Annotated in this window: 26 protein-coding genes and 2 pseudogenes; 11 read left to right on the top strand and 17 right to left on the bottom strand. The window is 66.8% G+C overall.

The features are described 5' to 3' along the window. The first annotated feature begins 69 nt into the window (after nucleotides 1-69). Entirely contained in the window at nucleotides 70-459 is a 390-nt protein-coding gene (locus ABWV53_RS07050) for a hypothetical protein (protein ID WP_034127625.1), read from the top strand. Between the two features lies 1 nt (nucleotide 460). Here ABWV53_RS07050 and ABWV53_RS07045 read toward each other — a convergent pair whose 3' ends face one another. Continuing rightward, on the bottom strand, nucleotides 461-1,060 hold the full coding sequence (locus ABWV53_RS07045) for an NAD(P)H-dependent oxidoreductase (RefSeq protein ID WP_054898696.1): 600 nt from the start codon (nucleotides 1,058-1,060) through the stop codon (nucleotides 461-463). 108 nt (nucleotides 1,061-1,168) lie between these two features. On the opposite strand from ABWV53_RS07045, the gene ABWV53_RS07040 reads away from it, so the two are divergent. Continuing rightward, a complete protein-coding gene (locus ABWV53_RS07040; RefSeq protein WP_502903846.1) occupies nucleotides 1,169-1,570 on the top strand; it encodes a TetR/AcrR family transcriptional regulator in 402 nt (133 codons plus the stop codon). A 42-nt stretch (nucleotides 1,571-1,612) separates the two neighbouring features. Here ABWV53_RS07040 and ABWV53_RS07035 read toward each other — a convergent pair whose 3' ends face one another. Together ABWV53_RS07035 and ABWV53_RS07030 are read right to left on the bottom strand one after the other, a co-directional pair. Continuing rightward, the gene (locus tag ABWV53_RS07035; protein WP_023343400.1) at nucleotides 1,613-2,902 is read right to left on the bottom strand and encodes an ISL3 family transposase; all 1,290 of its coding nucleotides are present in this window, start codon (nucleotides 2,900-2,902) and stop codon (nucleotides 1,613-1,615) included. 14 nt (nucleotides 2,903-2,916) lie between these two features. After that, nucleotides 2,917-3,234, bottom strand: coding sequence for a DMT family transporter (locus ABWV53_RS07030; protein ID WP_032429244.1), 318 nt, complete (start codon nucleotides 3,232-3,234; stop codon nucleotides 2,917-2,919). A gap of 176 nt (nucleotides 3,235-3,410) precedes the next feature. Between ABWV53_RS07030 and merA the strand changes: the two genes are divergently transcribed. From merA to ABWV53_RS07000, 6 genes are all read left to right on the top strand, one after another. Further along, nucleotides 3,411-5,099 (top strand): mercury(II) reductase, encoded by a 1,689-nt coding sequence (gene merA, locus ABWV53_RS07025; RefSeq protein ID WP_353366658.1) that lies wholly within the window; start codon nucleotides 3,411-3,413, stop codon nucleotides 5,097-5,099. Nucleotides 5,100-5,116: 17 nt separating this feature from the next. Next, the gene (gene merD / locus ABWV53_RS07020) at nucleotides 5,117-5,482 is read left to right on the top strand and encodes a mercury resistance co-regulator MerD (protein ID WP_353364344.1); all 366 of its coding nucleotides are present in this window, start codon (nucleotides 5,117-5,119) and stop codon (nucleotides 5,480-5,482) included. After that, on the top strand, nucleotides 5,479-5,715 hold the full coding sequence (gene merE, locus ABWV53_RS07015) for a broad-spectrum mercury transporter MerE (protein ID WP_003090697.1): 237 nt from the start codon (nucleotides 5,479-5,481) through the stop codon (nucleotides 5,713-5,715). Before merD ends, merE begins: the two co-directional genes overlap by 4 nt. Next, nucleotides 5,712-6,701 carry a DUF3330 domain-containing protein gene (locus ABWV53_RS07010; protein WP_001276635.1) on the top strand — a complete coding sequence of 330 codons (990 nt, stop codon included), beginning with the start codon at nucleotides 5,712-5,714 and terminating at the stop codon, nucleotides 6,699-6,701. The genes merE and ABWV53_RS07010 overlap by 4 nt, the downstream gene beginning before the upstream one ends. 129 nt (nucleotides 6,702-6,830) lie before the next feature. Further along, nucleotides 6,831-7,391 (top strand): recombinase family protein, encoded by a 561-nt coding sequence (locus ABWV53_RS07005; RefSeq protein WP_003055107.1) that lies wholly within the window; start codon nucleotides 6,831-6,833, stop codon nucleotides 7,389-7,391. A 2-nt stretch (nucleotides 7,392-7,393) separates the two neighbouring features. Next, a complete protein-coding gene (locus ABWV53_RS07000; protein ID WP_304352073.1) occupies nucleotides 7,394-10,363 on the top strand; it encodes a Tn3 family transposase in 2,970 nt (989 codons plus the stop codon). 30 nt (nucleotides 10,364-10,393) lie between these two features. Here the strand turns inward: ABWV53_RS07000 and ABWV53_RS06995 are convergent. From ABWV53_RS06995 to ABWV53_RS06980, 4 genes and pseudogenes are all read right to left on the bottom strand, one after another. After that, nucleotides 10,394-11,389 (bottom strand): annotated as a pseudogene (locus tag ABWV53_RS06995) (MmgE/PrpD family protein); the annotation flags it as partial. 64 nt (nucleotides 11,390-11,453) lie between these two features. Continuing rightward, complete coding sequence (locus ABWV53_RS06990; protein ID WP_353364340.1) at nucleotides 11,454-12,635, bottom strand: CaiB/BaiF CoA transferase family protein; 1,182 nt, start codon at nucleotides 12,633-12,635, stop codon at nucleotides 11,454-11,456. A 17-nt stretch (nucleotides 12,636-12,652) separates the two neighbouring features. Continuing rightward, the gene (locus ABWV53_RS06985) at nucleotides 12,653-13,816 is read right to left on the bottom strand and encodes an acyl-CoA dehydrogenase family protein (protein ID WP_353364338.1); all 1,164 of its coding nucleotides are present in this window, start codon (nucleotides 13,814-13,816) and stop codon (nucleotides 12,653-12,655) included. 48 nt (nucleotides 13,817-13,864) lie between these two features. Next, nucleotides 13,865-14,776 carry an HTD2 family dehydratase gene (locus ABWV53_RS06980; protein ID WP_353364336.1) on the bottom strand — a complete coding sequence of 304 codons (912 nt, stop codon included), beginning with the start codon at nucleotides 14,774-14,776 and terminating at the stop codon, nucleotides 13,865-13,867. Nucleotides 14,777-14,872: 96 nt separating this feature from the next. Between ABWV53_RS06980 and ABWV53_RS06975 the strand changes: the two genes are divergently transcribed. Next, on the top strand, nucleotides 14,873-15,781 hold the full coding sequence (locus tag ABWV53_RS06975) for a LysR family transcriptional regulator (RefSeq protein ID WP_353364334.1): 909 nt from the start codon (nucleotides 14,873-14,875) through the stop codon (nucleotides 15,779-15,781). 28 nt (nucleotides 15,782-15,809) lie between these two features. On the opposite strand, the gene ABWV53_RS06970 is transcribed toward ABWV53_RS06975, so the two are convergent. The 10 genes from ABWV53_RS06970 to msrA form a co-directional block, all read right to left on the bottom strand. Beyond that, nucleotides 15,810-16,115: a helix-turn-helix domain-containing protein gene (locus ABWV53_RS06970; protein WP_353364332.1), complete on the bottom strand. Its 306-nt coding sequence runs from the start codon at nucleotides 16,113-16,115 to the stop codon at nucleotides 15,810-15,812. Next, entirely contained in the window at nucleotides 16,096-16,479 is a 384-nt protein-coding gene (locus ABWV53_RS06965) for a type II toxin-antitoxin system RelE/ParE family toxin (protein ID WP_353364330.1), read from the bottom strand. The genes ABWV53_RS06970 and ABWV53_RS06965 overlap by 20 nt, the downstream gene beginning before the upstream one ends. Before the next feature lie 124 nt (nucleotides 16,480-16,603). Further along, nucleotides 16,604-18,739, bottom strand: coding sequence for a TonB-dependent receptor (locus ABWV53_RS06960; protein ID WP_353364328.1), 2,136 nt, complete (start codon nucleotides 18,737-18,739; stop codon nucleotides 16,604-16,606). 210 nt (nucleotides 18,740-18,949) lie between these two features. Then, nucleotides 18,950-19,348: a hypothetical protein gene (locus tag ABWV53_RS06955; protein WP_353364326.1), complete on the bottom strand. Its 399-nt coding sequence runs from the start codon at nucleotides 19,346-19,348 to the stop codon at nucleotides 18,950-18,952. 107 nt (nucleotides 19,349-19,455) lie between these two features. Further along, a complete protein-coding gene (locus tag ABWV53_RS06950; protein WP_353363158.1) occupies nucleotides 19,456-20,034 on the bottom strand; it encodes a hypothetical protein in 579 nt (192 codons plus the stop codon). 73 nt (nucleotides 20,035-20,107) lie between these two features. Then, nucleotides 20,108-20,359: a hypothetical protein gene (locus ABWV53_RS06945; RefSeq protein WP_353363160.1), complete on the bottom strand. Its 252-nt coding sequence runs from the start codon at nucleotides 20,357-20,359 to the stop codon at nucleotides 20,108-20,110. 56 nt (nucleotides 20,360-20,415) lie between these two features. Then, nucleotides 20,416-21,654 (bottom strand): FtsX-like permease family protein, encoded by a 1,239-nt coding sequence (locus tag ABWV53_RS06940; RefSeq protein ID WP_353363162.1) that lies wholly within the window; start codon nucleotides 21,652-21,654, stop codon nucleotides 20,416-20,418. Continuing rightward, nucleotides 21,651-22,376, bottom strand: a complete 726-nt coding sequence (locus ABWV53_RS06935) for an ABC transporter ATP-binding protein (protein ID WP_353363164.1) — start codon at nucleotides 22,374-22,376, stop codon at nucleotides 21,651-21,653. Before ABWV53_RS06935 ends, ABWV53_RS06940 begins: the two co-directional genes overlap by 4 nt. After that, nucleotides 22,373-22,837: a Fur family transcriptional regulator gene (locus tag ABWV53_RS06930; RefSeq protein ID WP_353363166.1), complete on the bottom strand. Its 465-nt coding sequence runs from the start codon at nucleotides 22,835-22,837 to the stop codon at nucleotides 22,373-22,375. The genes ABWV53_RS06935 and ABWV53_RS06930 overlap by 4 nt, the downstream gene beginning before the upstream one ends. 98 nt (nucleotides 22,838-22,935) lie before the next feature. Next, nucleotides 22,936-23,484: a peptide-methionine (S)-S-oxide reductase MsrA gene (msrA, locus tag ABWV53_RS06925; RefSeq protein WP_353363168.1), complete on the bottom strand. Its 549-nt coding sequence runs from the start codon at nucleotides 23,482-23,484 to the stop codon at nucleotides 22,936-22,938. Between the two features lie 112 nt (nucleotides 23,485-23,596). Between msrA and ABWV53_RS06920 the strand changes: the two genes are divergently transcribed. Beyond that, on the top strand, nucleotides 23,597-24,301 hold the full coding sequence (locus tag ABWV53_RS06920) for a TetR/AcrR family transcriptional regulator (RefSeq protein ID WP_353363170.1): 705 nt from the start codon (nucleotides 23,597-23,599) through the stop codon (nucleotides 24,299-24,301). 23 nt (nucleotides 24,302-24,324) lie between these two features. Then, nucleotides 24,325-24,827: pseudogene (locus ABWV53_RS06915) on the top strand (protein-L-isoaspartate O-methyltransferase family protein); the annotation flags it as partial.

Below are 24,827 nucleotides of genomic sequence, written 5' to 3'. Positions count from 1 at the left end.
TGAATGCGGCGCCTGTGAGTTTTTCGCGAGCAAGCTCGCTCCTACAACTGAACCTTGCCGGGAGCGTCAATGACCCTTCGCCAACCCTGCCCACCCGGCGCCTGTGTCTGCAACCGTGAACAACTGCTGGAAGCTCCCGGCGCTGATCTGCGCATTCTGCAACTGACGCGACAGCAGGAAAAAATCCTGCTGGAGCGCCTGGAAAACCTCAAGAGCCTGCAAGACCTCGAACACTTGCAACAGCGGATGTACGACCAACTCGGCATCCGCGTCCACATCGCGCCCGGGCATACCGAGGTCAAAAGCATGCGCGGGATCCAGATCGTCATCGACGAACTGCCGGGCATGTGCCGCAAGACCCGCCAGTCGATCCCCGCCTCCATTCGCCGTGGCCTGGAGAAAAACCCAGAGATTGCCTACCGCTTGCTCGACGCCCACGACCTGTTTCGCGACGCTTGAATTATCCCGCGATGGCCTCACGCTCAAACAACCCCTGCCCCACGGTCCGGGCCTTGTGCAAATGCGCCTGGGCCGTGCCACTTTCCGAGTCCAACAACAACTCGGAAGTGAGTACCCGCGCCCCGCAATAATCAAAGATGCCGTAGTCGATCTGGGTATTCATGGCCTTGGCATAACCGTGTCGATCGAAGGCGCTTTCGTCAGCCGCCCCCAGGGCCAGCACATGTACGTGCAAATGCCTGAGTTTCTTCTGCACCGGTGTATCGGGGCCGTAATCAATCGCCCAGCCATTGACGAATACGCGGTCGACCCAACCCTTGAGCAACGCTGGCATTGACCACCAGTAGATGGGGAACGCCAGCACCAGCGCGTCGGCGCGGTCTATGCGGGCCTGTTCGGCCTGCACGTCGGCTGGCGGCGTCGCCCGAGTACGGTGCACCCGATGGTCGGCGATGGTGTAGCGTGGATCGAACCCTTCAGCGGCAAGGTCGGCTATTTCAAAGGTGTGGCCAGAGGCGGTCAAGCCCGCGCCCACCTCGGCGGCCACACTGTGGGTGAGAGATTGCGGGTCGTGATGAGCAACTACGATCAGTGCGTGCATGACTTTGACTCCATTTGAGCTTAATCTACTTTTAGTAAGTTACGTCGAATAAGTTACTTTTGGTATATAAGCATGTCAAGCAGTGAATCCCCTGCCCCACGTCGTCGTTTGTCCCGTGAAGATCGCCTGCGCCAGTTACTCGACGTGGCCTGGCAATTAGTGCGTGACGAAGGCACCGACGCCCTGACTCTGGGCCGCCTGGCCGAGCTGGCGGGCGTCACCAAACCAGTGGTTTACGACCACTTCGCTACACGCGCAGGGTTGCTGGCCGCGCTGTATGCAGACTTCGACGCGCGCCAGGACCAGGTATTTGCCGATGCCATCGCCACCAGCAAGGCGACCCTTGAGGACCGCGCGTGGGTTATCGCGTCGTCGTATGTCGATTGTGTGTTGTTGCAAGGTCGGGAAATACCCGGGGTGATTGCCGCCTTGAGCGGTTCGCCGGAGTTGGAAGCATCCAAGCGCGAATACGAGGCGATCTTTCTCGATAAATGGGGTATCCGGATTTAATGGTTGATGGGGCTCCTTCACCCCACCAACCTTATACCACCCTCAGATGGTTGATAGATCGACCCCGTAATTGAGTTCCTCTGCGAAATCCGACAGTCCGTAACAGATGGTTTTCTTGTAGAATGGAGAGACCTTCGCAGTTGAGGCCTTCTTCTTGTGCTTCGTGGTGTAGAGCATTCGTGCCCGCATCACCTCGAAGGAGTAACCACGCCCTTCACGGTTCTTGTCCTTGGCCAGTCGGTTGATGGATTCCGTGTAAGCATTGGTGACGGGCATATCCGTCTCGAAGTAGGTCATGATCTCTTCGCGCCAGTTGCCCACCGCTCTGACCAGATCGCTCCAGATTTCCTTCTGGCCTTTCGGGACGGTGGCTATCCACTCGTCCAGGGCGGCTTCTGCCTGGGAGCGCGTGATGGCATCCCAGATGCCGTAGAAGTGCTCCTTGTGCTCGTAGGCGGCCAGCAGTTGCGGGAATGCGCCTGTCCAGGTCTCCATGATCAGCCGCTCTCGGTCTGAGACTTCGTGAGCGCGTTTCAGCAGGATTTTCCGGTCTCCCTTGAGGGTTCGGCTCTGGGAGGGTTTCAGCTCCTTTCTTAGGCCCTTGCGCACCTTCTCCAAGGCATCATTGGCCATGCGCACCACATGGAATTTATCGACCACGATACGGGCCTGTGGTAGCACCGTCTTGACCGCCGTACGGTAGGGGTTCCACATGTCCATGCTGACGATCTCGACCTTCTGCCGGTCTTTCAGCTTCATCAGGTAGTTGGTCACCAAGTCCTGCCGGCGGGTGGTCAGCAGGTCGAGCAGGGTTCTCTCCTCGATGTTGGTCAGAATGCAGCGGTAGCGCTTGTTCAGGTACAGCTCGTCTATACCCAGAATGCGAGGCGTCTCGAATCGGTGCCAGCGCCCCAGGAACTCGGCGCGAGCGCTGAAGATGTCGCGTACCGTCTTCTCGTCCAGGCCAGTCTGCGCCGCCACGAAGGTGTAGGGGTGGTTGAAGGATTCTTTCTCCACGTACTCATGCAGCCGCCGCGTCATGCGGAAGCCGTCCACCATCTCCGGTAGCTGGGGCCTGAAGGAGGTCTTGCAGGCCCGGCAGGTGTACCGGCGACGAACCACCCAGAGGGTGACCCGCTTGCCGTGGATGGGCAAATCACGATAAGGAACATCACGCTTGCCGAACCGCACGATTTCACCCTGCACGCCACATTTCTCGCACGCGATGGGATCGGGTGCGTCCACCTGGAAGTGCATTTCGTCGTCTGTCGACTTGGAGTCCCTGACCTCATAATTTGAGAGGTTAATAAGGCCAGTAACGAGACCCATCATTAATAACCTCGATGTCAGGCGCTGGATAGTTTCATTAACACCAACCCTGAAACAATGAGGATCGCAGCAATGATTCTCGCTGCATTAACCGGTTCAGCCAAAAATGCGATTCCGACAAGAAAAGCGCCTACAGCTCCTATTCCCGTCCAGATTGTGTAGGCAGTTCCGAGTGGAATAGTTCGCATGGCGACTGCTAACAGCCAGAAGCTGGCCACCATTGTAGAAATCGTGATGATCGATGGTAAGAGCCGACTGAAGCCATGAGATTGCTTCATTGTGTAAGCCCACACAATCTCAAGGACACCGGCAACGAGAAGATATACCCAAGGCATTGACCCCTCCGAAATATAACGGGGCCAGGTCGTCCTGGTCATTACTTCCCAAGGTGGGGGAGGTCGTCCTCCTATAGATGGACTGATACTAACCCGCGAAGGGAGGCTGATCAACCATATTCTCCGGTGAGAAAGTGGGAATTACAGGCTGCCAGCAAAGGAGATATCAACCAGATATTCCGGTTACCCTAAAAATCACCGGCATGACCTGCGACTCGTGCGCGGCGCACGTCAAGGAAGCGCTGGAAAAAGTACCCGGCGTCCAATCTGCCATAGTGTCCTATGCCAAGGGCGCGGCCCAGCTCGCCCTTGATCCAGGCACAGCGCCGGACGCACTGACCGCCGCCGTGGCTGGCCTGGGCTACAAAGCGATGCTCGCCGATGCCCCGCCGACCGACAACCGCACTGGGCTGTTCGACAAGGTGCGCGGCTGGATGGGTGCCGCCGACAAGGGCAGCGGCGGCGAGCGCCCGTTGCAAGTCGCCGTGATCGGCAGCGGTGGAGCCGCGATGGCGGCAGCACTGAAGGCCGTCGAGCAAGGCGCGCAGGTCACGCTGATTGAGCGCGGCACCATCGGCGGCACCTGCGTCAACGTCGGTTGTGTGCCGTCCAAGATCATGATCCGCGCCGCCCACATCGCCCATCTGCGCCGGGAAAGCCCATTCGACGGCGGCATGCCACCCACACCGCCGACGATCTTGCGCGAGCGGCTGCTGGCCCAGCAGCAGGCCCGTGTCGAAGAACTCCGTCATGCCAAGTACGAAGGCATCCTGGACGGCAATTCAGCCATCACCGTTCTGCACGGTGAAGCGCGTTTCAAGGACGACCAGAGCCTTATCGTTAGTTTGAACGAGGGTGGTGAGCGCGTCGTGATGTTCGACCGCTGCCTGGTCGCCACGGGTGCCAGTCCGGCCATGCCGCCGATTCCGGGCCTGAAAGAGTCACCCTACTGGACTTCGACCGAGGCCTTGGTCAGCGACACCATTCCCGAACGCCTGGCCGTCATCGGCTCGTCGGTGGTGGCGCTGGAACTGGCGCAAGCCTTCGCCCGGCTGGGTAGCCAGGTCACGATCCTTGCGCGCAGCACGCTGTTCTTCCGCGAAGACCCTGCCATCGGCGAGGCCGTCACAGCCGCCTTCCGTGCCGAAGGAATCAAGGTACTGGAACATACGCAAGCCAGCCAAGTCGCCCATGTGGACGGCGAATTCGTGCTGACCACTGGACAGGGCGAAGTGCGCGCCGACAAGCTGCTGGTCGCCACCGGCCGGACACCGAACACGCGCAGCCTGGCATTGGAAGCGGCGGGGGTAGCCGTCAATGCGCAGGGGGCCATCGTCATCGACAAGGGCATGCGCACCAGTAGCCCGAACATCTACGCGGCCGGCGACTGCACCGACCAGCCGCAGTTCGTCTATGTGGCGGCAGCGGCCGGCACTCGTGCGGCCATTAACATGACCGGCGGCGACGCCGCCATCAATCTGACCGCGATGCCGGCCGTGGTGTTCACCGACCCGCAAGTGGCGACCGTGGGCTACAGCGAGGCGGAAGCGCACCACGATGGCATCGAAACCGACAGCCGCACGCTGACGCTCGACAACGTGCCGCGTGCGCTCGCCAACTTCGATACCCGCGGCTTCATCAAGCTGGTCATCGAGGAAGGCAGCGGACGGCTGATTGGCGTACAGGTGGTGGCCCCGGAAGCGGGCGAACTGATCCAGACGGCTGTTCTCGCCATTCGCAACCGCATGACGGTGCAGGAACTAGCCGACCAGTTGTTCCCCTACCTAACGATGGTCGAGGGCTTGAAGCTCGCGGCGCAGACCTTCAGCAAGGACGTGAAGCAACTGTCCTGCTGCGCCGGATAAGGAAAAGGAGGTGTTCGATGAACGCCTACACAGTGTCCCGACTGGCCCTTGAGGCCGGGGTGAGCGTGCATATCGTGCGCGACTACCTGCTGCGCGGATTGCTGCGGCCAGTCGCCTGCACCACGGGCGGCTACGGCTTGTTCGATGACGCCGCCTTGCAGCGGCTGTGCTTTGTGCGGGCCGCTTTTGAGGCGGGCATCGGCCTGGACGCATTGGCGCGGTTGTGCCGGGCGCTGGATGCGGCGGACTGCGATGAAACAGCCGCACAGCTTGCCGTGCTGAGTCAGTTCGTCGAACGCCAACGCGAAGCGTTGGCCGATCTGGAAGTGCAGTTGGCCGCGATGCCGACCGCGCCGGCCCAGCAAGCGGAGAGTCTGCCATGAACAGCCCCGAGCGCTTGCCGACCGAGACACACAAGCCGTTCACCGGCTACCTGTGGGGTGCGCTGGCGGTGCTCACCTGTCCCTGTCATTTGCCGATTCTCGCCATTGTGCTGGCCGGCACGACGGCCGGCGCGTTCATCGGCGAGCACTGGGGTATTGCAGCCCTCACGCTGACCGGCTTGTTTGTCCTGTCTGTGACGCGGCTGCTGCGGGCCTTCAGAGGTCGATCATGAGCGCTTCCCAGCCAATTGAATGGACAGTGGCGCAACTGGCGCAGGCGGTCGAGCGCGGGCAGCTTGAGCTGCACTACCAGCCGATTGTCGATTTGCGCAGTGAGCAGATTGTCGGCGCGGAAGCCCTGTTGCGCTGGCGTCATCCGACGCTCGGACTGTTGCCGCCGGGCCAGTTCCTGCCCGTGATCGAATCGTCCGGCCTGATGCCGGAAATCGGCGCATGGGTGCTGGGCGCAGCCTGCCGTCAAATGCGCGACTGGCGGGTGCTGGCATGGCAACCGTTCCGGCTGGCCGTCAATGTTTCGGCGAGCCAAGTGGGGCCAGATTTCGACAAGTGGGTAAAGGGCGTGCTGGCCGATGCCGGGTTGCCCGCCGCGTATCTTGAAATTGAGCTGACCGAATCGGTTGCGTTCGGTGATCCGGCGATCTTCCCCGCCCTGGAAGCTTTGCGACAGATCGGTGTGCGCTTCGCCGCCGACGACTTCGGCACCGGCTATTCCTGCCTGCAACACCTGAAATGCTGCCCCATCAGCACGCTCAAGATCGACCAATCGTTTGTCGCCGGACTCGCCAACGACCACCGCGACCAGACCATCGTGCGCACCGTGATTCAGCTTGCGCATGGGCTTGGCATGGAAGTAGTGGCCGAAGGCGTGGAAACATCGGCGAGTCTTGATTTGTTGCGACAAGCGGACTGCGACACAGGACAAGGCTTCCTGTTCGCCAAGCCGATGCCGGCGGCGGCATTCGCCGTCTTCGTCAGTCAATGGAGGGGTGCCACCATGAATGCAAATGATCCGACTGCCACCAGTTGCTGCGTGTGCTGCAAGGAAATCCCGCTCGATGCCGCCTTCACCCCGGAAGGCGCGGAATACGTCGAGCACTTCTGCGGGCTGGAGTGCTATCAGCGCTTCCAGGCGCGCGCCAAGACCGGGAGCGAAACCGATGCCGATCCGAACGCCTGCGACTCATCACTGTCAGACTGAGGCATACCCTATCCTGATGTCAGGAGAAGCCACCCAGCAACGTCAGAATAGAGTTAACTTTTGTGTTTCTTGACACCTGCGGCGAAAGGTCATAGATTTCTTCCTGACACTTTCGTATTTGGAGGTATCTTGCAGGGTCAACGCATCGGCTACGTCCGGGTCAGCAGCTTCGACCAGAACCCGGAGCGGCAACTGGAGCATGTCGAAGTCGGCAGGGTGTTCACCGACAAGGCGTCGGGCAAGGACACCCAGCGGCCCGAGCTTGATTCGCTGCTGGCCTTCGTGCGCGAAGGCGACACCGTGGTGGTTCACAGCATGGATCGCTTGGCGCGCAACCTCGATGACTTGCGCCGCCTCGTACAAAAGCTGACCAAGCGCGGCGTGCGCATCGAGTTCGTCAAGGAAAGCCTGACCTTCACCGGCGAGGATTCACCGATGGCGAACCTGATGCTGTCGGTCATGGGGGCATTCGCCGAATTCGAGCGGGCCTTGATCCGTGAGCGGCAGCGCGAAGGCATCGCGCTCGCTAAGCAACGCGGAGCCTACCGAGGCCGAAAGAAGTCTCTGAGCGGTGAACAGATTGCTGAACTGAAACGGCGCGTCACGGCGGGCGAGCAAAAAGCGAAGCTGGCCCGTGAATTTGGTGTCAGCCGGGAGACCCTGTATCAATACTTGAAATTGGATCAATAAATATGCCTCGTCGTTCCATACTGTCCGCCGCCGAGCGGGAAAGCCTGTTGGCGTTGCCGGACACCAAGGACGACCTAATTCGACATTACACGTTCAGCGATACCGATCTCTCCATCATCCGCCAGCGGCGCGGGCCTGCGAATCGCTTGGGCTTTGCCGTGCAGCTCTGCTACCTGCGCTTTCCCGGAATCTTCCTTGGTGTCGATCAGGCGCCGTCTTTGCCCCTACTGAAACTGGTCGCCGACCAGCTCAAGGTCGGCGTCGAAAGCTGGGACGACTACGGGCAGCGGGAGCAGACCCGGCGCGAGCACCTGGTCGAGCTGCAAACGGTGTTTGGCTTCCAGCCGTTCACCATGAGCCACTACCGGCAGGCCGTGCACACGCTGACCGACCTGGCCATGCAAACCGACAAAGGCATCGTGCTGGCTAGCACCTTGGTTGAGCATCTGCGGCGACAGTCGATCATCCTGCCCGCGCTCAACGCCATCGAGCGCGCTAGCGCCGAGGCCATCACTCGCGCCAACCGGCGCATCTATGACGCCTTGGCCGAACCACTGTCGGACACGCATCGCCGCCGCCTCGACGATCTGCTCAGGCGCCGGGACAACGGCAAGACGACCTGGCTGGCCTGGCTGCGCCAGTCGCCGGTTAAACCGAACTCGCGGCACATGCTGGAACACATCGAACGCCTCAAGGCGTGGCAGGCGCTCGATCTGCCTTCCGGTATCGAGCGGTCGGTGCACCAGAACCGCCTGCTCAAGATCGCCCGTGAGGGTGGCCAGATGACGCCCGCCGACTTAGCCAAGTTCGAGCCGCAACGGCGCTACGCCACCCACGTGGCGCTGGCCATCGAGGGCATGGCCACGGTCACCGACGAAATCATCGACTTGCACGACCGCATCCTGGGCAAGCTGTTCAACGCCGCCAAGAACAAGCATCAGCAGCAGTTTCAGGCATCCGGCAAGGCGATCAACGCCAAGGTGCGGCTGTTCGGGCGCATCGGCCAGGCGCTGATCGAGGCCAAGCAAGCTGGCCGCGATCCGTTCGCCGCCATCGAGGCCGTCATGTCCTGGGATGCCTTCGCCGAAAGCGTCACCGAGGCGCAGAAGCTCGCTCAGCCCGATGACTTCGATTTCCTGCACCGCATCGGCGAAAGTTACGCCACCTTGCGCCGCTACGCGCCGGAATTCCTTGCCGTGCTCAAGCTGCGGGCCGCACCCGCCGCCAAGAACGTGCTCGATGCCATCGAGGTACTGCGTGGCATGAACACCGACAACGCCCGCAAAGTGCCTGCCGATGCCCCGACCGACTTCATCAAGCCGCGCTGGCAGAAGCTGGTGATGACTGACGCGGGTATCGACCGGCGCTACTACGAGCTGTGCGCGCTGTCCCAGCTGAAGAACTCGCTGCGCTCGGGCGACATCTGGGTGCAGGGATCGCGCCAGTTCAAGGACTTCGAGGACTACCTGGTGCCGCCCGCGAAGTTCGCCAGCCTCAAGCAGTCCAGCGCATTGCCGCTGGCCGTGGCCACCGACTGCGACCAGTACCTGCACGACCGCCTGACGCTGCTTGAAGCGCAGCTTGCCACGGTCAACCGCATGGCAGCGGCCAACGACCTGCCGAATGCGATCATCACCGAGTCGGGCCTGAAGATCACGCCGCTGGATGCGGCGGTACCCGACACCGCGCAGGCGCTGATCGACCAGACAGCCATGATCCTGCCACACGTCAAGATCACCGAACTGCTGCTCGAAGTCGATGAGTGGACGGGCTTCACCCGCCACTTCACGCACCTGAAATCGGGCGATCTGGCCAAGGACAAAAATCTGCTGTTGACCACCATCCTGGCCGACGCGATCAACCTGGGCCTGACCAAGATGGCCGAGTCCTGCCCCGGCACGACCTACGCCAAGCTCGCCTGGCTACAAGCCTGGCATACCCGCGACGAAACCTATTCGACAGCGCTGGCCGAGTTGGTGAACGCCCAATTCCGGCATCCCTTCGCCGAACACTGGGGCGACGGCACCACGTCATCGTCGGACGGCCAGAACTTCCGAACCGGGAGCAAGGCCGAGAGTACCGGTCACATCAACCCGAAATATGGCAGCAGCCCTGGGCGAACCTTCTACACCCATATATCCGACCAGTACGCGCCGTTCCACACCAAGGTGGTCAATGTCGGCGTGCGCGACTCGACCTATGTACTTGACGGCCTGCTGTACCACGAGTCCGACCTGCGCATCGAGGAACACTACACCGACACGGCAGGCTTCACCGATCACGTCTTTGCCCTGATGCATCTCCTGGGCTTCCGCTTTGCGCCGCGCATCCGTGACCTGGGCGACACCAAGCTGTTCATCCCCAAGGGGGATACCGCCTATGACGCGCTCAAACCGATGATTAGCAGCGACAGGCTGAACATCAAGGCTATTCGTGCCCACTGGGATGAAATTCTGCGGCTGGCGACCTCGATCAAGCAGGGCACGGTGACAGCCTCGCTGATGCTTCGGAAACTCGGCAGCTATCCGCGCCAGAACGGCTTAGCCATCGCCCTGCGCGAGCTGGGGCGCATCGAACGCACGCTGTTCATCCTGGACTGGTTGCAAAGCGTGGAGCTGCGCCGCCGCGTCCACGCTGGACTGAACAAGGGCGAAGCGCGCAACGCGCTGGCCCGCGCCGTATTCTTCAACCGTCTGGGCGAAATCCGCGACCGCAGCTTCGAGCAGCAGCGCTACCGGGCCAGCGGCCTCAACCTGGTGACGGCGGCCGTCGTGTTGTGGAACACGGTCTATCTGGAGCGCGCAGCACATGCGTTGCGTGGCAACGGGCATGCTGTCGATGACGCGCTATTGCAATACCTGTCGCCGCTCGGCTGGGAACACATCAACCTGACCGGCGATTACCTCTGGCGCAGCAGCGCCAAGATCGGCGCGGGCAAGTTCAGGCCGCTACGACCGTTGCAACCGGCTTAGCGTGCTTTATTTTCCGTTTTCTGAGGCGACCCCCAGCACGTCGATGGCGCCCTGGTGCACGTGCGTGACGACCCGCTCGATGTCGCGCGGCGTGAGCGCGTGCTGCCGCATCAGTTGCAGCAGCGCGTCGGCCGCCGGGTGGGTGTGGCGGCAGCTGGCGTGGTACTTGAACGAGGTTTCCGCCAACGCCCAGCGCGTGCCCAGGCCGTCGGTCAGGCGCGCCGGGTCGGCGTCGCTCGACATGCCGGCCGCCATGCCCTGCGGGCCTTCCAGGATCTGCGCGGCGCCGGTGAAGCCGTCCGCCGCCAGGTAGGCCGCCATCAGCCCGGCGCCGGCCGCGTGCGCGGTGTGCAGCTGCTTGCTGTCGGCGGCGGTGCGCAGGAATTCCCACAGGCCGGCCGACTGCGTGCCCGCCGATCCGAAGGCATGGAGCATCTTCGTCGCGTCCAGCCGCAGCAGGTGGCCCACGGCGGCGGCAGCGGCCAGCGTGCCGGCCGTGCCGGTGGTGTGGAACACGCGGTAATGCGAGCGGCCGAGGAATTCCCCCACGCGGATGCCCACCTCGTAGCCGGCCACGCAGGCCGTGAGCAATTCGCTGCCGCTCGAGCCCAGCGCCTGGGCCACGGCCAGCGCCGGCGGGAACACCACCGTCGCGGGGTGGAAGACGGAGCCGTTGTGCACGTCGTCCTGCTCGGCCACGTGCGATGCGGCGGCATTGGCCTGCGCGGCGGCGAAGGGACTGGTGCCTGGCCCGTGGCCGATGACTTCGCAGGGGCCGTCGCTCGGACCCTGCAGCAGCGCGAACCAGGCGATGCTGGCCACCGGCCGGGCGGTGCGCCCGCCCACGGCCGAGCCGAACCAGTCCACCAGCAGGTCCTCGGCGCGGCGCATCACCGGCGCGGGGATGTGCTCGGGGCGCAGGCCGGCGGCGAAGGCGGCCAGCGCGGCGCCGGGGGCCAGGGCCGCCGCGGGCGCTGCATGCGCCGCGGCCAGGCCGGCGCAGCCGTCTTGGGAATCGGTTTTCATGGTTGAAATGGCCTCTGGCGCTTGTCTCATAGACGCGAGTAGCTATGGTTTTGGTAGCAACGGGCTACACCGTTCCGGCGGCCCGCCAGCGGGCGACGGTGGCGTCCGAATGGCCCAGCTCGCGCAGGATGGAATCGGTGTGCTGGCCGACCGCCGGGATGGGGTCCATCCGGTAGTCGAAGCTGGAGTGGCGCCCCGGCGGCAGCAGGGCCGGCAATTCGCCGGCGGGCGAATCCACCGGGTGCCAGCGTTCCCGCGCCTGCAGCTGGGGGTGGGCCCACAGCCCCGCCATGTCGTTCATGCGGGCGTTGGCGATCTGCGCCCGGTCCAGGCGCTCCAGGACCTGGTCGGTGCTGAGCCCGGCGAAGGCGGCGAGGATCAGGGCCTGCAGCGCCTCGCGGTTGTCGTTGCGGCGGGCGTTGGCGTCGAACCGGGGGTCGGCGGCGAGCCCGGGCTGCTCCAGCACCACCTCGCAGAAGGTCTTCCACTCGCGCTCGTTCTGCAGCCCCAGCATCACCGTGCCGCCGTCGCCCGCCGCGAACGGGCCGTAGGGGTAGATGCTGGCGTGGGCGGCGCCGGCCCGCGGGGGCGGGGTGGCGCCGCCGAAGGCGTAGTACATCGGGTAGCCCATCCACTCGCCCAGCGATTCGAGCATCGAGACATCGACGTGGCCGCCCTGCCCGGTGCGGCCGCGCTGCAGCAAGGCGGCCAGGATGCTGCTGTACGCGTACATGCCGGCCGCGATGTCGGCCACCGAGTTGCCGGCCTTGGCCGGCTCGCCGGCGCTGCCGGTGACCGAGAGGAAACCGGCCTCGCTCTGGATCAGCAGGTCGTAGGCCTTCTTGTCACGGTAGGGGCCGTCCTCGCCGTAGCCCGAGATGTCGCACACGACGAGGCGCGGGTGCTCGGCGCTCAGGCTGGCGTAGTCGAGCCCCATGCGGGCGGCGGCGCCGGGCGCCAGGTTCTGCACCAGCACGTCGGCGCGGGCGATCAGGGCCTTCAGGGCGTCCAGCGCCTCGGGGTGCTTCAGGTCCAGCGTCAGGCTTTCCTTGGACCGGTTGGTCCAGACGAAGTGCGACGACAGGCCGCGCACCCGTTCGTCGTAGGCGCGGGCGAAGTCGCCCACGCCGGGGCGCTCCACCTTGATGACGCGCGCGCCCAGGTCAGCGAGCTGCCGGGTGCAGAACGGCGCGGCGATGGCATGTTCCAGGGAGACGACGGTGATGCCGTCCAGGGGGCGGGTCATGGCGGGGCCTTTTTCGGTCAGAACGATCGCGGCAGGCCCAGCACATGCTCGGCCACGTACGAGAAGATCAGGTTGGTGGAAATGGGCGCCACCTGGTAGAGCCGGGTCTCGCGGAACTTGCGCTCCACGTCGTATTCGCAGGCGAAGCCGAAGCCGCCGTGGTATTGCAGGCAGACGTTGGCCGCCTCCCAGCTGGCCTTGGCCGCCAGGTACTTGGCCATGTTGGCCTCCTTGCCCATGGGCTGGCGGGCGTCGAACAGCTCGCAGGCGCGCCAGCGCATCAGGTTGGCCGCCTCCACTTCGATGAAGGCCTCGGCGATGGGGAACTGCACGCCCTGGTTCTGCCCGATCGGGCGGCCAAACACCTGGCGGTCCTTCGCGTAGCGGGTGATGCGGTCGATGAACCAGTAGCCGTCGCCGATGCATTCGGCCGCGATCAGCGTGCGCTCGGCATTCAGCCCGTCGAGGATGTACTTGAAGCCCTGCCCTTCCTGCCCGATGAGGTTCTCTTCGGGAATCTCCAGGTTCTCGAAGAAGAGCTCGTTGGTCTCGTGGTTGACCATGTTGGCGATAGGCCGCACGGTCATGCCGCTTTGCTCGGCCTGGCGCAGGTCCACCATGAAGATGGACATGCCCTCGCTTTTCTTCGTCACCTCGGCCAGCGGGGTGGTGCGCGCCAGCAGGATCATCCAGTCGCTATGCTGCACCCTGCTGATCCACACCTTCTGGCCATTGACCACGTAGCGGTCGCCGCGCTTGACGGCGGTGGTCTTGATCTTCGTGGTGTCGGTGCCGGTGGTGGGCTCGGTCACGCCCATGGACTGCAGCCGCCATTCGCCGCTGGCGATCTTGGGCAGGTAGAGCGCTTTCTGCGCCTCCGAGCCGTGGCGCAGCAGCGTGCCCATGTTGTACATCTGGCCGTGGCAGGCGCCGGAATTGCCGCCCGCGCGGTTGATCTCCTCCATGATGACCGAGGCCTCGGCCAGGCCCAGGCCGGATCCGCCGTACTCCTGCGGGATCAGCGCGGCCAGCCAGCCGGCGCGGGTGAGCGCGTCGACGAAGGCCTCGGGGTAGGCGCGCTGCTCGTCGATCTTGCGGTGGTATTCGTCGGGAAACTCGGCGCACAGGTCGCGCACGGCGTCGCGGATGTCCTGGTAACGGTCGTCGGCGGTGGTGTTCATGGGTTCCGGGATCGGTCAGGGGTTGGGTTCAGCGGGGCGTGCGGCGCATCAGCCGGCCAGCGTGGCCGTGCCTTCCATGGTCAGCCAGCCCTCGTGGTCCTGCGCCCAGAGGCGCACGGTGCGCCCGTCGGCGCTGGGCTGGCCGTTCAGGCGGAACGGGTGCAGATCGAAGGTGGGCCGCACGGCCTTGAAGGCAAAGCCCGCCACGGCGGCGCCCGGCATCTGCCGGCGCAGCAGGTCCAGCAGCAGCGTGGCGATGAGCGGTCCGTGCACGATCAGGCCGGGGTAACCCTCCACCTCGGTCACGTAGCGCCGGTCGTAGTGGATGCGGTGGCCGTTGAAGGTGAGCGCGGAATAGCGGAACAGCAGCACGTCGTCCGGCACGACCTCGCGCTGCCACGCCGCGCCCTGCTCCGCGGCCACCGGCGGCGGCGCCGCGTCGCCGGGCTGGGGGGCGGCGCGGTAGACGATGTCGTGCTCCTCCACCAGCGCCACGCCCTGGGCGTTGGAATAGGTGTGTTCCACCAGCACGAAGAGCAGGTCGCCGGTGCGCCCGGCCTTGTGCGTGACCGAGACGATGCGCGAATCGCGCCGGGCGGCATCCCCCACCCGCAGGGGGTTGGCCGCTTCCCACCGCAGGCGTCCGCCGGCCCACATGCGGCGCGGCAGCGGCACCGGCGGCAGGAAGCCGCCGCGCTGCGGGTGCCCGTCCGGCCCGATGGCGCTCTGGCGCGCATGCGGCAGGAAGTAGGCCCAATGCCACAGCGGCGGCAGCGGCGTGCCCACGGCGGGTGGCGGGTCGTCCCGGTCCAGCGTGGCGGCAACGCCACGCACCGGCGCGGCGGCGATCAGGTCGTCGGTGGAATCGCTGCGGCCTTGCCAGCCCTGCAGGTGGGCGAGCTGGCCGGCATCCACCGTGCGTTCGGCCGATGCTTCGGTGTCTCTGAATGCTTGCGTCATGGGCTGCATGGTCCACACCACGGCCTCAGCGCACAATCACGCATTTCGAGATCGACCCTTCGGTTTTTCTGAAGGGTTGGCTACCATCACCAGGCCATGCACTTCGATCTGACCGACCTGCGCCTGTTCGTCCATGCCGCCGACGAAGGCAGCCTTACCCGCGCCGCGGCGCGCCAGCACCTCTCGCTGGCGGCGGCCAGTGCGCGCATCAAGGCGCTGGAAGCGCAGACCGGACTGCCCCTGCTCTACCGCGAGGCCCGCGGCGTGCGGCTGGCCCCGCCCGGCGAGGCCTTTTTGCACCATGCACGCGGCGTGCTGCGCCAGGTGGAGCAACTGCGGGCCGACCTGCAGGAATACGGCGGTGGCCTGCGCGGGCACGTGCGCGTCTTCGCCAACACCACGGCGGTGACCGACTTCCTGCCGGAGATCCTGCCGGCGTTCCTGGCGGCCCACCCCCGCGTGAATGTGGACCTGCAGGAAAAGCCGAACGCGGACATCGCCCGGGGCGTGCTGGATGGCCGTGCCGACGTGGGCATCGTCGCCGGCGCCGTCGACACCCTGGGCCTGGAGGCGATCCACTTCAGCACCGACCGCCTGGTGCTCGCCGCATCGGCCAGCCACCCCTTCGCCGCCCTGCCCCGCATCGCGTTCGCCGACACCCTGCAGGAAGACCACGTGGGCCTGCAGGCTGGCAGCACCCTGCAGACCTTCCTCTCCCAGGTGACGGAACGGCTCGGCAAGCCGCTCAAGCTGCGCATCCAGCTCTCCAGCTTCGACGCCATGTGCCGCATGATCGGCGCGGGCGTGGGGGTGGGCATCGTGCCGGAAAGCGCGGCACGGCGGCATCAGGACACGTCACGACTGGCGCTGGTGGAACTGGCGGATGCCTGGAGCGTGCGCGAGCGGCATGTGCTGGTGCGTGACCGCGGACGGCTGCCAGGCTATGCGGAGGCACTGATCGAAGCGCTGTTGGCGCACTACCGGGATGGTGCGGCGGCGCACTGAACGCAGGTGGCCCAGGGCCTGGCAGGCGTCAGATGATGGCCTGCAGCCCCTTGTCGGCGATGATGTTCAGCAGCTTCAGCGCTGGCCCGGCCGGGTGCGTGTGCCCTTGCTCCCACTTGCGCACCGTGGAAGCCGTCGTGTGCAGATGCAGGGCAAACACCGGCTGGCTGAATTTCAGTTCCTCGCGCAGGTGCTTGATGTCGGCGGCAGTGAACTCCCGCACCGGCGGCGGGCAGATGGCATCGAACTCGCGCATCGTGACTTTGCCAATGGCGCCAGCATCGTGCAGCGCGGCCAGGTCGCCGCGCAGGGATTCAATGAGTTTGCTCGTCACACCACACCTCCAGGAGGACGCCGGCTTCCAGCGCCTTGGCCAAGTTCTCTGTGGACAGTTCCAGAAACACCTTGCCTGCGAACTGCAATGCCTTTCGTTCGTCCTGCGTGATGTTGGCCTTGTCGCTCTTCGGGAAACCATGCAGGAATACGTAGCGGCTGCCCATGCGTGCCGATAGCAGCGTCCGGTAACCGCCGCTTTTGCCACCACCCGGGCGAGCGACCCGCTTCTTGTAGAGAGCGCCGCCCAGGTCGGCATCCACCAGACCGGCCTCCATTTCCTGGACCGCCTTGCATAAAGCGGCATCAGGCAATTTTTCGGCAGCCTGCCAACGTGCAAAGTCCTTGCGTTTCAAGACGGTCATAAGGTCGCTTTGAAAAATATACCCGAAACGGGCATATTTTTCCAGTCAGCGATCAGCAGCCACTCCGCGCTGGCTGCCGGCTGCACGTACCGCCCCCGGGCCGGTTACGGCTGCGGCGCCGACATCAGAAGTCCACCTTCACCCCCACCTTCAGGCTGCGCCCGGGCAGCGGCGCCTTCGGGAACGCGGTGGTCGTGAGGATCGACGTCGCGCTGTAGGCCAGCTTGTCGGTGATGTTGTCCAGGCGCGCATACCAGAGCACGTTGCTGCGGGTGGCGCCGAACTGCCACTGCGTGCGGTAGCCCAGCGAGGCGTTCCAGAGGGTGTAGGCGCCGGTGGCACGGCTGCCGTCGGCCGGAACGCGGTTCTGCGCGGCCACGTAGTCGAAGCCCAGGCCGGCGCGCCACGGGCCCTGCGCCCAGGCCAGGGTGCTACCCAGGCGGTACGGGGCGATGCGGGGCAGCGGCTCGCCGGTGTCGCGGTTGCTGGCGCGCACCAGGTCGCCGCGCAGCTGCAGGTCGAGCGTGGAGCCGCCCTGGCCGAACGCCCCGGCCGAGCTCAGGCCCGATTCGCCCAGCAGGCGCAGGTTGCCGCTGGCTTCCAGCCCGTAGAACCGCGCCCGCACGCCCTGGTAGCGGTACTCGGGCAAGGCGCCTTCCGTGGCGGCGGGCACGGGCTCCCCCTCCTCCGACAGCAGCCCGCCGGTGGGCGTGAGCCCGATGTAGTTGGCGAAGCGGCTGTGGAAGGCGGTCACGGCAAAGCGGTTCGGCCCGCTCTTCCAGGCTCCCCCCACGTCCACGCTGGTGGATTTCTCCAGGCCGAGCGTGCCGTCGCCCGTTTCCCATGCCGCCGTGGCGACGTGCGGGCCATTGGCGAACAGCTCGTAGTCCTTGGGGGCGCGCTGGGTGTACGACAGGTTGGAGGTCAGCTGCCAGGCGGGCGTGAGGTTCACCAGCGCACCCAGGGCGGCGCTGTGCGGATGGAAGTCGCGCTTGCCGATCTCGAAGCGCTCCACATCCGGGCTGCCGAAGGATTCGACGCTGGCGCGCTCGGTGCGTGCGCCGAACGTGAGCTTGCCCCAGCCGGTGCCCAGCTCTTCGTGCAGGAAGAGCGCCGTGCTGCGGCTGCGGCTGCGGGGGGCGAAGGCTTCTTCGCCGATGGCGGAAAAGCGGCTGGCCTCGGCCTGCACGCCGACCACGCCCTGCACGGGGCCCAGCGGCGCATGCCGCGCTTCCAGCCGCAGGTCGTTGCCGGCGTTGCGGAAGGTGGTGCCCGGCTCGCCCCCCTCGTATTCGGTGTGTTCGTAGTCGGTGTGGCTGGCCTGCAGGCGCACGCTCTGCAGCGGCCCGGCGTCGATGCGCCAGAGCCCGTCGAGCGCGTAGCGGTTGGAGCGCATGCCGATGCTCACGTCGTCTTCGGCGACGGTGCCGTAGTCGCTGCGGTAGGTGCTGGCCGAGAGGCCCAGGTAGCCCCGGTCGAAGAAGGCCGTGCCGCCCACGGCGCCGCCCCGCGAATGGCTGGCGGAATTGCAGATGCGCCGCGCAAGGCTGGGCGACCCGGGCTTCTCGCAGGCCAGATCGGCCGGCACGCGCACGTCGCCGGTGTCGCGGTCGAACACATCGGCATGCAGGGCGAAGCGCTCGTTGCCGCCTTCGATCATCGCGGCGCCTGCGCGCTCGCGGTTGCCGGTGGCGGCCGATGCCTCGACCTTGCCATCCACGCCGTTGACCGGCTCGCGGGGAATGCGGTTGTCGATGACGTTGACCACGCCGCCCACAGCGCTGCCGCCGTACAGCAGCGCGGCCGGTCCGCGCAGCACCTCGATGCGCTCGGTGGTCAGCGCTTCCGTGGGCACGGCATGGTCGAAGCTGAGCGCCGACGCATCCAGCGTGGCGCCGCTGTTCTGCAGCACGCGGATGCGGTCGCCGTCCAGGCCGCGAATGATGGGGCGGCTGGCGTTGGGCCCGAAGTAGGTGCTGCTGACCCCGGGCAGGCCATCCAGCGTCTGGCCCAGGGTGGACTGGGTGCGCAGCGTGAGCGGGTCGCCCGACAGCGCTGCGGCCGGCGCGACCACCGCGTCGGCACCCAGCGGGTTGCCGGTGACGGTGACGTCGGGCAGGCGCTGGGCCGGTGCGGGGTCAGCCGGCGGGGCCGTCTGGGCGCTGACGCCGGAGGCCAGCAGGCAAAGCACGGCGCAGGCCAGCGGTTGCAGCGTGGCGCGATGCGAAGGATGGGAAGAAACGGTACGGGAATGGGTCATGGCGAGGCCGAAAGCAGGAAAAACGTGAATGGGCGGCGCGACGACCGCGACCGGCGGCCACGGGCGGCGCGGCCGCAATGCCGGCCACGCGCAGCCGCGAGGCCGGCGGGCCAGCGAGCGTCGAGCAGGGAAAGCGGAGAGGAAGAAAAGACGCGGAGCGCGGCGCCGGGCGATTCAGCGCGGCGGCCGAGGGCCGGGAGCCGCGCCGCGTCAGGCGCTGGCCGCAGCGGGCGGTGCGCGTGCCAGGAAGCCGCGCTGCAGGCGCGCGTCGATGCCTCGGGAGGCTGCCTCCGCGGTCAGCGGGGCGGCCGCCAGCGCGGCCACGACCAGGGGCGCCGGCAGCAGCGCGCCGCCGAACAGCAACTGGTCGAGCAACTCGCAATCGGCGCCGCCATGCCCCTGGAACAGCGCGTGGACACCGGCATGGCCGCCCCCCGACGCCCGGTGGTGGGCGTCCGCCTGATGGCCGAGCGCGCCATGCGCCGACGCCTTGGCAGCCGCGGCGGCGGGCGACGCGAGCGGCCCGTGCACGACCTGGTGCATGCGCCCGAGCGCCGGCCCCAGCACCAGGCACAGAGCCAGCCACCAGAGCGCGGCGCGGGCGCTCATCGGCCGGCACGGAGTGCGTTCTAGACTGCGGGGGCGGGTGGCGGCCATGCCGTGGGGGCGATAGTGATCGGTTCAGTGCGAGAAGGTGGGCGGGTGCGGCGTGGCCGTCACTCCACCTGGCGCGCTTCCACCAAGCGGTAGAAGAGGCCGTACTGATCGTCCTGCAGCGTCTGAAAGCGCCCTTCCACGACCACCGGCTCCAGCGAGTAGCGCACCGGCGTGCGGGCCTTCACTTCGATCATGCTTTCCGGGCCGCCCGGGATGCAGAAGGCGCAGGTGAGCGGCACGGAAGTGAGCAAAAAGTGCTTCTGCCCCGGCTTGGTGTCCATCGGCACCATGAAGCCCTGCACGCGCCGGATCGTCATGTGCATGGCCTTCTGCTCGCTGGTGAACACGGGTTCGATCCGGTCACGCAGGGTTTTCTTCGTGAGGTTCGACAGGCTGGACCACGGCACGACGTCGCTGCGCGGCTGCAGCGGCTTGATCGGGCTCTGCGGGCTGTGGTAGCCGGCGCCCTGCCCGGCCGGCAGGCCGCCCGGCCCCATGGGCGACGAAAGCCCGCCGCCGCCGTCGGCCGGCGCTGGCGGTGGCGCTGCGGCGGGCGCGGCTGCCATGGCTGCCGTGCTGAAGACGGCAGCCAGCGCGGCGCAAGCCAGGGCGTGAAAGCGTGGGGGCAGTGAAGACATTGGCGGAAGGTTCTGGAAGCTGGGATGAGGGAAGCGGTCGAGCGGCCCCGCCCGGGGCCGATTGTCTTGCCTTTCAGTGCGCGTGCTTCATGCCGCAGTATTTGCCGATGGCCAGCGTCTTGCAGGCGGCCTGCAGCTCCTTCATGCACAGGTCATGGCCCTTGCCCGATTCGAGGCACTTGGCGGCGGCTTCGTGCGCGGCGGCCATGGCGCGGTGGCGCTGGATGTCGGCCTGGGTTTCCTTGTCGGAATGGCCCTGGGCGTGGGCCAGCGCGGCCATGGCCATCAGCGGCGCGAGAGCGAGGGTGGTCAAGAGTCGTTGCATCGAAAAGGTCCTTCAGGAGGGGGTTGGGAAACCGGGAATGAAAGCAAGCGGGCCGATCAGGCCGGCCGCGCCAGCAGGTCGGCCACGTCGGTACGGTAGGCGCGCACTACGGGCAGCAGCGCCGCCAGGCCGGCGATGCCCAGGGCCAGGGCCGGCACGGCCCATTCCTGCGGCAGCCAGAGGGCGCCGGTGAGCGGCATGGAGCCTTCGGCGCCCAGCCAATGCCCCGCCAGCCCCGCCAGGGCGTGGCCCAGGGCGAGGCCCAGCAAGGTGGCCAGCAGCGCGAGCCACAGGGCCTCGGCCGCGATCACGCCCGCCACCCGCGTGCGCGGCGCCCCCAGCAGGCGCAGCAGCGCCAGATCGGCCTGTCGCTCGCGCACCGCGTTCCAGCAGGCGATGAACACGCTGAGCCCGGCCACGCCGAGCAGCACGCCGCCCAACGCACGCAGCATGTCGGCCCCCACGCCCAGCAGGCGCACCAGCCGAGTGATCTCGACGGCGGGCACGGCGGCCTGCATCGGGGTGCCGGCGTTGATGGCGCGCGGCAGGGTCACGGCGGCGAGCGGGCTGCGCCAGCGCACCAGGGCCAGCGTGATCTCGCGCTCCTCGCGCAGCACGGCCAGGTCGTCGGGGTCGTCGGCCTGCGCGGACTCGTGCACCTGCCAGACCGATTCGGTCGAGGTCAGCATCAGCCGGTCGAGCACGCAGCCGCACGGCGCCAGCACGCCCGAGACGGTGTAGGGATGGTCGCCATGCGCATGGCCGCCACCGCCCAGGCCGTGGCTGCCGACGAAGCGGCGCCCCAGCAGAGAGCCGCCCTCCGCAGCACCGGCTGCCATCGACCGGGCCACGTCAGCGCCCAGCACCGCCTGCAGGGGCGCCTGCCACAGCGCGCCCTGCTCCAGCGCGGCGCCGTAGTGCGCCGGGTATTGCGGCGTGGTGCCGACGATGCGGAAGCCGCCGAAACTGTCGCCCAGGCTGAGCGGGATCGCCTGCGCCACCAGGGGGTTGCGCTGCAGGGCCTGAAAGTCTGCCAGCGCGATGTTGCCCGGCGGCACGTCGATGTGGAACACGCCCGCCAGGATGAGCTGCAGCGGGCTGCCCTTGGCGCCCACCACCATGTCGATGCCCTGCACGTCGCGCTCGAAGCCCCGGTCGACCTGCGTGCCGACCAGCAACACCAGCGTGACCAGGGCCAGGCCCAGCGCCAGCAGCAGCAGGTTCAAGGCCGCCTGCAGCGGGCGCGACCACAGGTAGCGCCACGACAGGAGAGCGATGGATGCTACTGCTTTCATAGCGCGATGCGCCCGTCCTGCAAGCGCTGCGGGCCTGTTTGGCTCAAGGTGGGAAGGGTGCCGGCAGGTCCGGGCTCGGCAGTCAGCCACAGCGCCTGCGCGCCCTCCAGTGCCGACACCCAGGCGGCCGCCCGTGCGTCGTGGGTGGCCACCACCAGGGTGGCGCCGCAGGCGTCGGCGGTCTCGTGCAGCAGCGCCAGCGCGGCGGCGGCGGAGGCGTCGTCCAGGCTGGCCGTGGGCTCGTCGGCCAGCAGCACGCGGGGTGACAGCAGCACCGCGCGCGCCAGGGCCACCCGCTGGGCCTGGCCGCCGGAGAGCGCGTGCGGCCGACGCCCGGCCAGGCCTTCCAGGCCCAGGCGCTGCAATACCGCGTGGATCACCCGATCGTCCCGTGCCAGGCCGGCAGCCAGGTAGGGCAGCGCCAGGTTGCCCGCCACCGTCAGCGCGTCGCTCAGATGCAGCCGCTGCGGCAAAAAGCCGACGGTGCGGGCGCGCCAGGTGTCGAGGCGCGCACCCGCCAGGCCGTCGAGCGTCGTGCCGGCGACCTGCACCGTTCCGGCGGACGGCCGGCGCAGCCCACCCACCAGCGCCAGCCAGGTCGACTTGCCCGAGCCGGACGGGCCTTGCAGCAGCAGGCGCCCGCCCTGCGGCACCTGCACGTCGGGAAATCGCAACGGGGCCGCGCCCGCATGGGCAAATCCGAGCGACCGGGTGACGATCACGCGCCCTCTCCCAGGTCTGGATGGGCGCAGCCGGCGCACCGGCCATGCACAGCGATGTCCACCGCCATGCCTTCATGGCCGGCCGACGCCAGCGCCTGCAGCATCTGCCGCGTGGCGCGCTGCAGGCTCTCGGCACCCTGGGACAGCGGGAAATGCCGGTGGCAGTCATCGCATTCGAAGCGGGGCATGGGCCCCTCGGTGCCGGCGGGCGGGGCCAGCGCATAGCGTGCGACGCGCTGCGCATCCACCTGCCGGCGCAGCACGCCGGCCGTGGCCAGCCGGTCGAGCAGCCGGTACACCGTGACGCGGTTGGCGGGCACGCCGGCCTGGGCCAGGGCTGATTCCACCTGCGTTTCGGAGAGCGCCTCGCCCGCCCGCTCCGCCACCAGCTGCAGCACGGCGCGGGTGGCCCGCGTGGAACGCAGGCCGGGCGGCAAGGCAGGGGCGGCAACGAGGGGCATCGGGTCTGTCATAACGCAAACGGGTTGCATTATGCGGCACGGGCGACCCTGGCTCCTGCCACGGCCACGCCGCCCGTGGCGGGTTCATTCACACCGGGTCAGGCCGCTTCGGCTTTCAGGTGCTGGGTAAACGTCTTGCGGAACTTCTCCACCTTCGGCCCCACCACGAAGGCGCAGTAGCCCTGGCCGGGGTGGTTGAGGAAATAGTCCTGGTGGTAATCCTCCGCAGGCCAATAGCTTTCGAGCGGCTGCACTTCGGTGACCACCGGCGCGCCGAAGGCCCGGCTCTGGTCGAGCTGCGCCACCATCTCGGTCGCCACGCGCTGGTGCTCGGGGTCGGTGGTGTAGATGCCGCTGCGGTACTGCGTGCCCACGTCGTTGCCCTGGCGGTTGAGCGTCGTCGGGTCGTGCGTGGCGAAGAAGATCTCCAGGATCTGCTGCACGCCGATCACCGCCGGGTCGAAGGTGAGCTTGACCACTTCGGCATGGCCGGTGCGGCCGGTGCAGATCTGCTCATAGGTGGGCGACGGCACTTGGCCGTTGGCATAGCCGCTCTCCACGTCGGTCACGCCGCGCACGCGGTCGAACACGGCTTCCGTGCACCAGAAGCAGCCGCCGCCGAGTGTGATGGTTTGCAGGGTGGTCATCGCTTGGGTTCTCCAGTCGGGGATTGGGAAGGTCCCAGGAATTATGGAAGCCCGCCCGCGTTGACGGTGCGGTAGGGGCTTGCTACATTACTAACCAGTCAGTCAGTAATAAATGAGCCCCTCCGCCCCTCCCTCCCCTCAAGCGACCGAAGATGCGCCGCGCCGTGGCCGCCGCAAGGAGGCGCGCCCGGGCGAGCTGCTCGATGCGGCGCTCGACCTGTTCGTGGAGAAGGGCTTCGCCGCCACCAAGGTGGACGAGGTCGCGGCCCGCGCGGGCGTGTCCAAGGGCACGCTGTTTTTGTACTTCCCCAGCAAGGAAGATCTCTTCAAGGCGGTGGTGCGCGAGAACATCGCCGGCCGCTTCGCCGAATGGGACGTCGAGGTCGAGAGCTTTGCCGGCACCACCAGCGAGCTGGTGCGCTGCTGCCTGCACGACTGGTGGGCCCGCATCGGGTCGACCAAGGCTTCGGGCATCACCAAGCTGATGCTGGGCGAGGCGCAGAACTTCCCGGAAATCGCGCTTTTCTACCGCGAGGAAGTGGTCGAGCCCGGCAACCGGCTGATCCGCCGCATCCTGCAGCGGGGCGTGGAGCGCGGCGAATTCCGCGCCGTTGATCTGGACTACGCGGTGTATCTGGTGCTGGCGCCGCTCGTCTTTCTGACGATGTGGAAGCACTCGCTGGGCGCCTGCGTGCCCGACTCGCCCGACCTCTCGCCCGAGCGCTACATCGACACGCAAGCCGATACCTTGCTGCGAGGCCTTTGCGTGCACGCGGATGAAGCCCCCGCCCCGCCTAGAATCGTGGGTTTGTCCTGATCCACGAGCTTCGGAGTAACCCCATGAACATGCCCCTGAACACGTCCGCCAACATCAGCGACCCGATCGCTCAGGCGCGCTACAACATGATCGAGCAGCAGATCCGCCCCTGGAACGTGCTGGACGTGGACGTGCTGGACCTGCTGGCCGTGGTGCGCCGGGAAGAGTTCGTGCCCGTCGCCCACCACGGCATGGCCTTCATGGACACCGAGATTCCGCTCAACAGCTCGGTGGACGAGGCCCGCCGCCTGGGCCAGTTCATGCTGCCTCCCCGGGTCGAGGCGCGCATGCTGCAGGACCTGCAGGTCAAGCCCACCGACCCGCGTGCTCGAGATCGGCACCGGCTCGGGCTATATGGCCGCCCTGCTGGCCGCCCGCGCCCAGCACGTCGTCACGCTGGAGATCGCGCCCGCGCTGGTCGAATTTGCCCAGGAGAACCTGCGCAGCGCCGGCGTGGCCAATGTGGAAGTGCGCCAGGCCGACGGTGCCAACGGCCCGCTGCCCGACGGCCCCTTCGACGTGATCG

The sequence above is a fragment of the Acidovorax sp. FG27 genome (assembly GCF_040365715.1).
GTDB lineage: Bacteria > Pseudomonadota > Gammaproteobacteria > Burkholderiales > Burkholderiaceae_C > Paracidovorax.
Note: the sequence above shows the minus strand (reverse complement) of the source record. Positions and strands in the feature narration are given on the sequence as shown.

Bases quoted from the DNA above. Each gene is read 5' to 3' on its own strand.
- ABWV53_RS07050 (WP_034127625.1), top strand. From the start codon at position 70: ATGACCCTTCGCCAACCCTGCCCACCCGGCGCCTGTGTCTGCAACCGT.
- ABWV53_RS07045 (WP_054898696.1), bottom strand. From the start codon at position 1,060: ATGCACGCACTGATCGTAGTTGCTCATCACGACCCGCAATCTCTCACC.
- ABWV53_RS07035 (WP_023343400.1), bottom strand. From the start codon at position 2,902: ATGATGGGTCTCGTTACTGGCCTTATTAACCTCTCAAATTATGAGGTC.
- ABWV53_RS07030 (WP_032429244.1), bottom strand. From the start codon at position 3,234: ATGCCTTGGGTATATCTTCTCGTTGCCGGTGTCCTTGAGATTGTGTGG.
- merD (WP_353364344.1), top strand. From the start codon at position 5,117: ATGAACGCCTACACAGTGTCCCGACTGGCCCTTGAGGCCGGGGTGAGC.
- merE (WP_003090697.1), top strand. From the start codon at position 5,479: ATGAACAGCCCCGAGCGCTTGCCGACCGAGACACACAAGCCGTTCACC.
- ABWV53_RS07010 (WP_001276635.1), top strand. From the start codon at position 5,712: ATGAGCGCTTCCCAGCCAATTGAATGGACAGTGGCGCAACTGGCGCAG.
- ABWV53_RS07000 (WP_304352073.1), top strand. From the start codon at position 7,394: ATGCCTCGTCGTTCCATACTGTCCGCCGCCGAGCGGGAAAGCCTGTTG.
- ABWV53_RS06990 (WP_353364340.1), bottom strand. From the start codon at position 12,635: ATGACCCGCCCCCTGGACGGCATCACCGTCGTCTCCCTGGAACATGCC.
- ABWV53_RS06985 (WP_353364338.1), bottom strand. From the start codon at position 13,816: ATGAACACCACCGCCGACGACCGTTACCAGGACATCCGCGACGCCGTG.
- ABWV53_RS06980 (WP_353364336.1), bottom strand. From the start codon at position 14,776: ATGACGCAAGCATTCAGAGACACCGAAGCATCGGCCGAACGCACGGTG.
- ABWV53_RS06975 (WP_353364334.1), top strand. From the start codon at position 14,873: ATGCACTTCGATCTGACCGACCTGCGCCTGTTCGTCCATGCCGCCGAC.
- ABWV53_RS06965 (WP_353364330.1), bottom strand. From the start codon at position 16,479: ATGACCGTCTTGAAACGCAAGGACTTTGCACGTTGGCAGGCTGCCGAA.
- ABWV53_RS06960 (WP_353364328.1), bottom strand. From the start codon at position 18,739: ATGACCCATTCCCGTACCGTTTCTTCCCATCCTTCGCATCGCGCCACG.
- ABWV53_RS06955 (WP_353364326.1), bottom strand. From the start codon at position 19,348: ATGAGCGCCCGCGCCGCGCTCTGGTGGCTGGCTCTGTGCCTGGTGCTG.
- ABWV53_RS06950 (WP_353363158.1), bottom strand. From the start codon at position 20,034: ATGTCTTCACTGCCCCCACGCTTTCACGCCCTGGCTTGCGCCGCGCTG.
- ABWV53_RS06945 (WP_353363160.1), bottom strand. From the start codon at position 20,359: ATGCAACGACTCTTGACCACCCTCGCTCTCGCGCCGCTGATGGCCATG.
- ABWV53_RS06940 (WP_353363162.1), bottom strand. From the start codon at position 21,654: ATGAAAGCAGTAGCATCCATCGCTCTCCTGTCGTGGCGCTACCTGTGG.
- ABWV53_RS06930 (WP_353363166.1), bottom strand. From the start codon at position 22,837: ATGCCCCTCGTTGCCGCCCCTGCCTTGCCGCCCGGCCTGCGTTCCACG.
- msrA (WP_353363168.1), bottom strand. From the start codon at position 23,484: ATGACCACCCTGCAAACCATCACACTCGGCGGCGGCTGCTTCTGGTGC.
- ABWV53_RS06920 (WP_353363170.1), top strand. From the start codon at position 23,597: ATGAGCCCCTCCGCCCCTCCCTCCCCTCAAGCGACCGAAGATGCGCCG.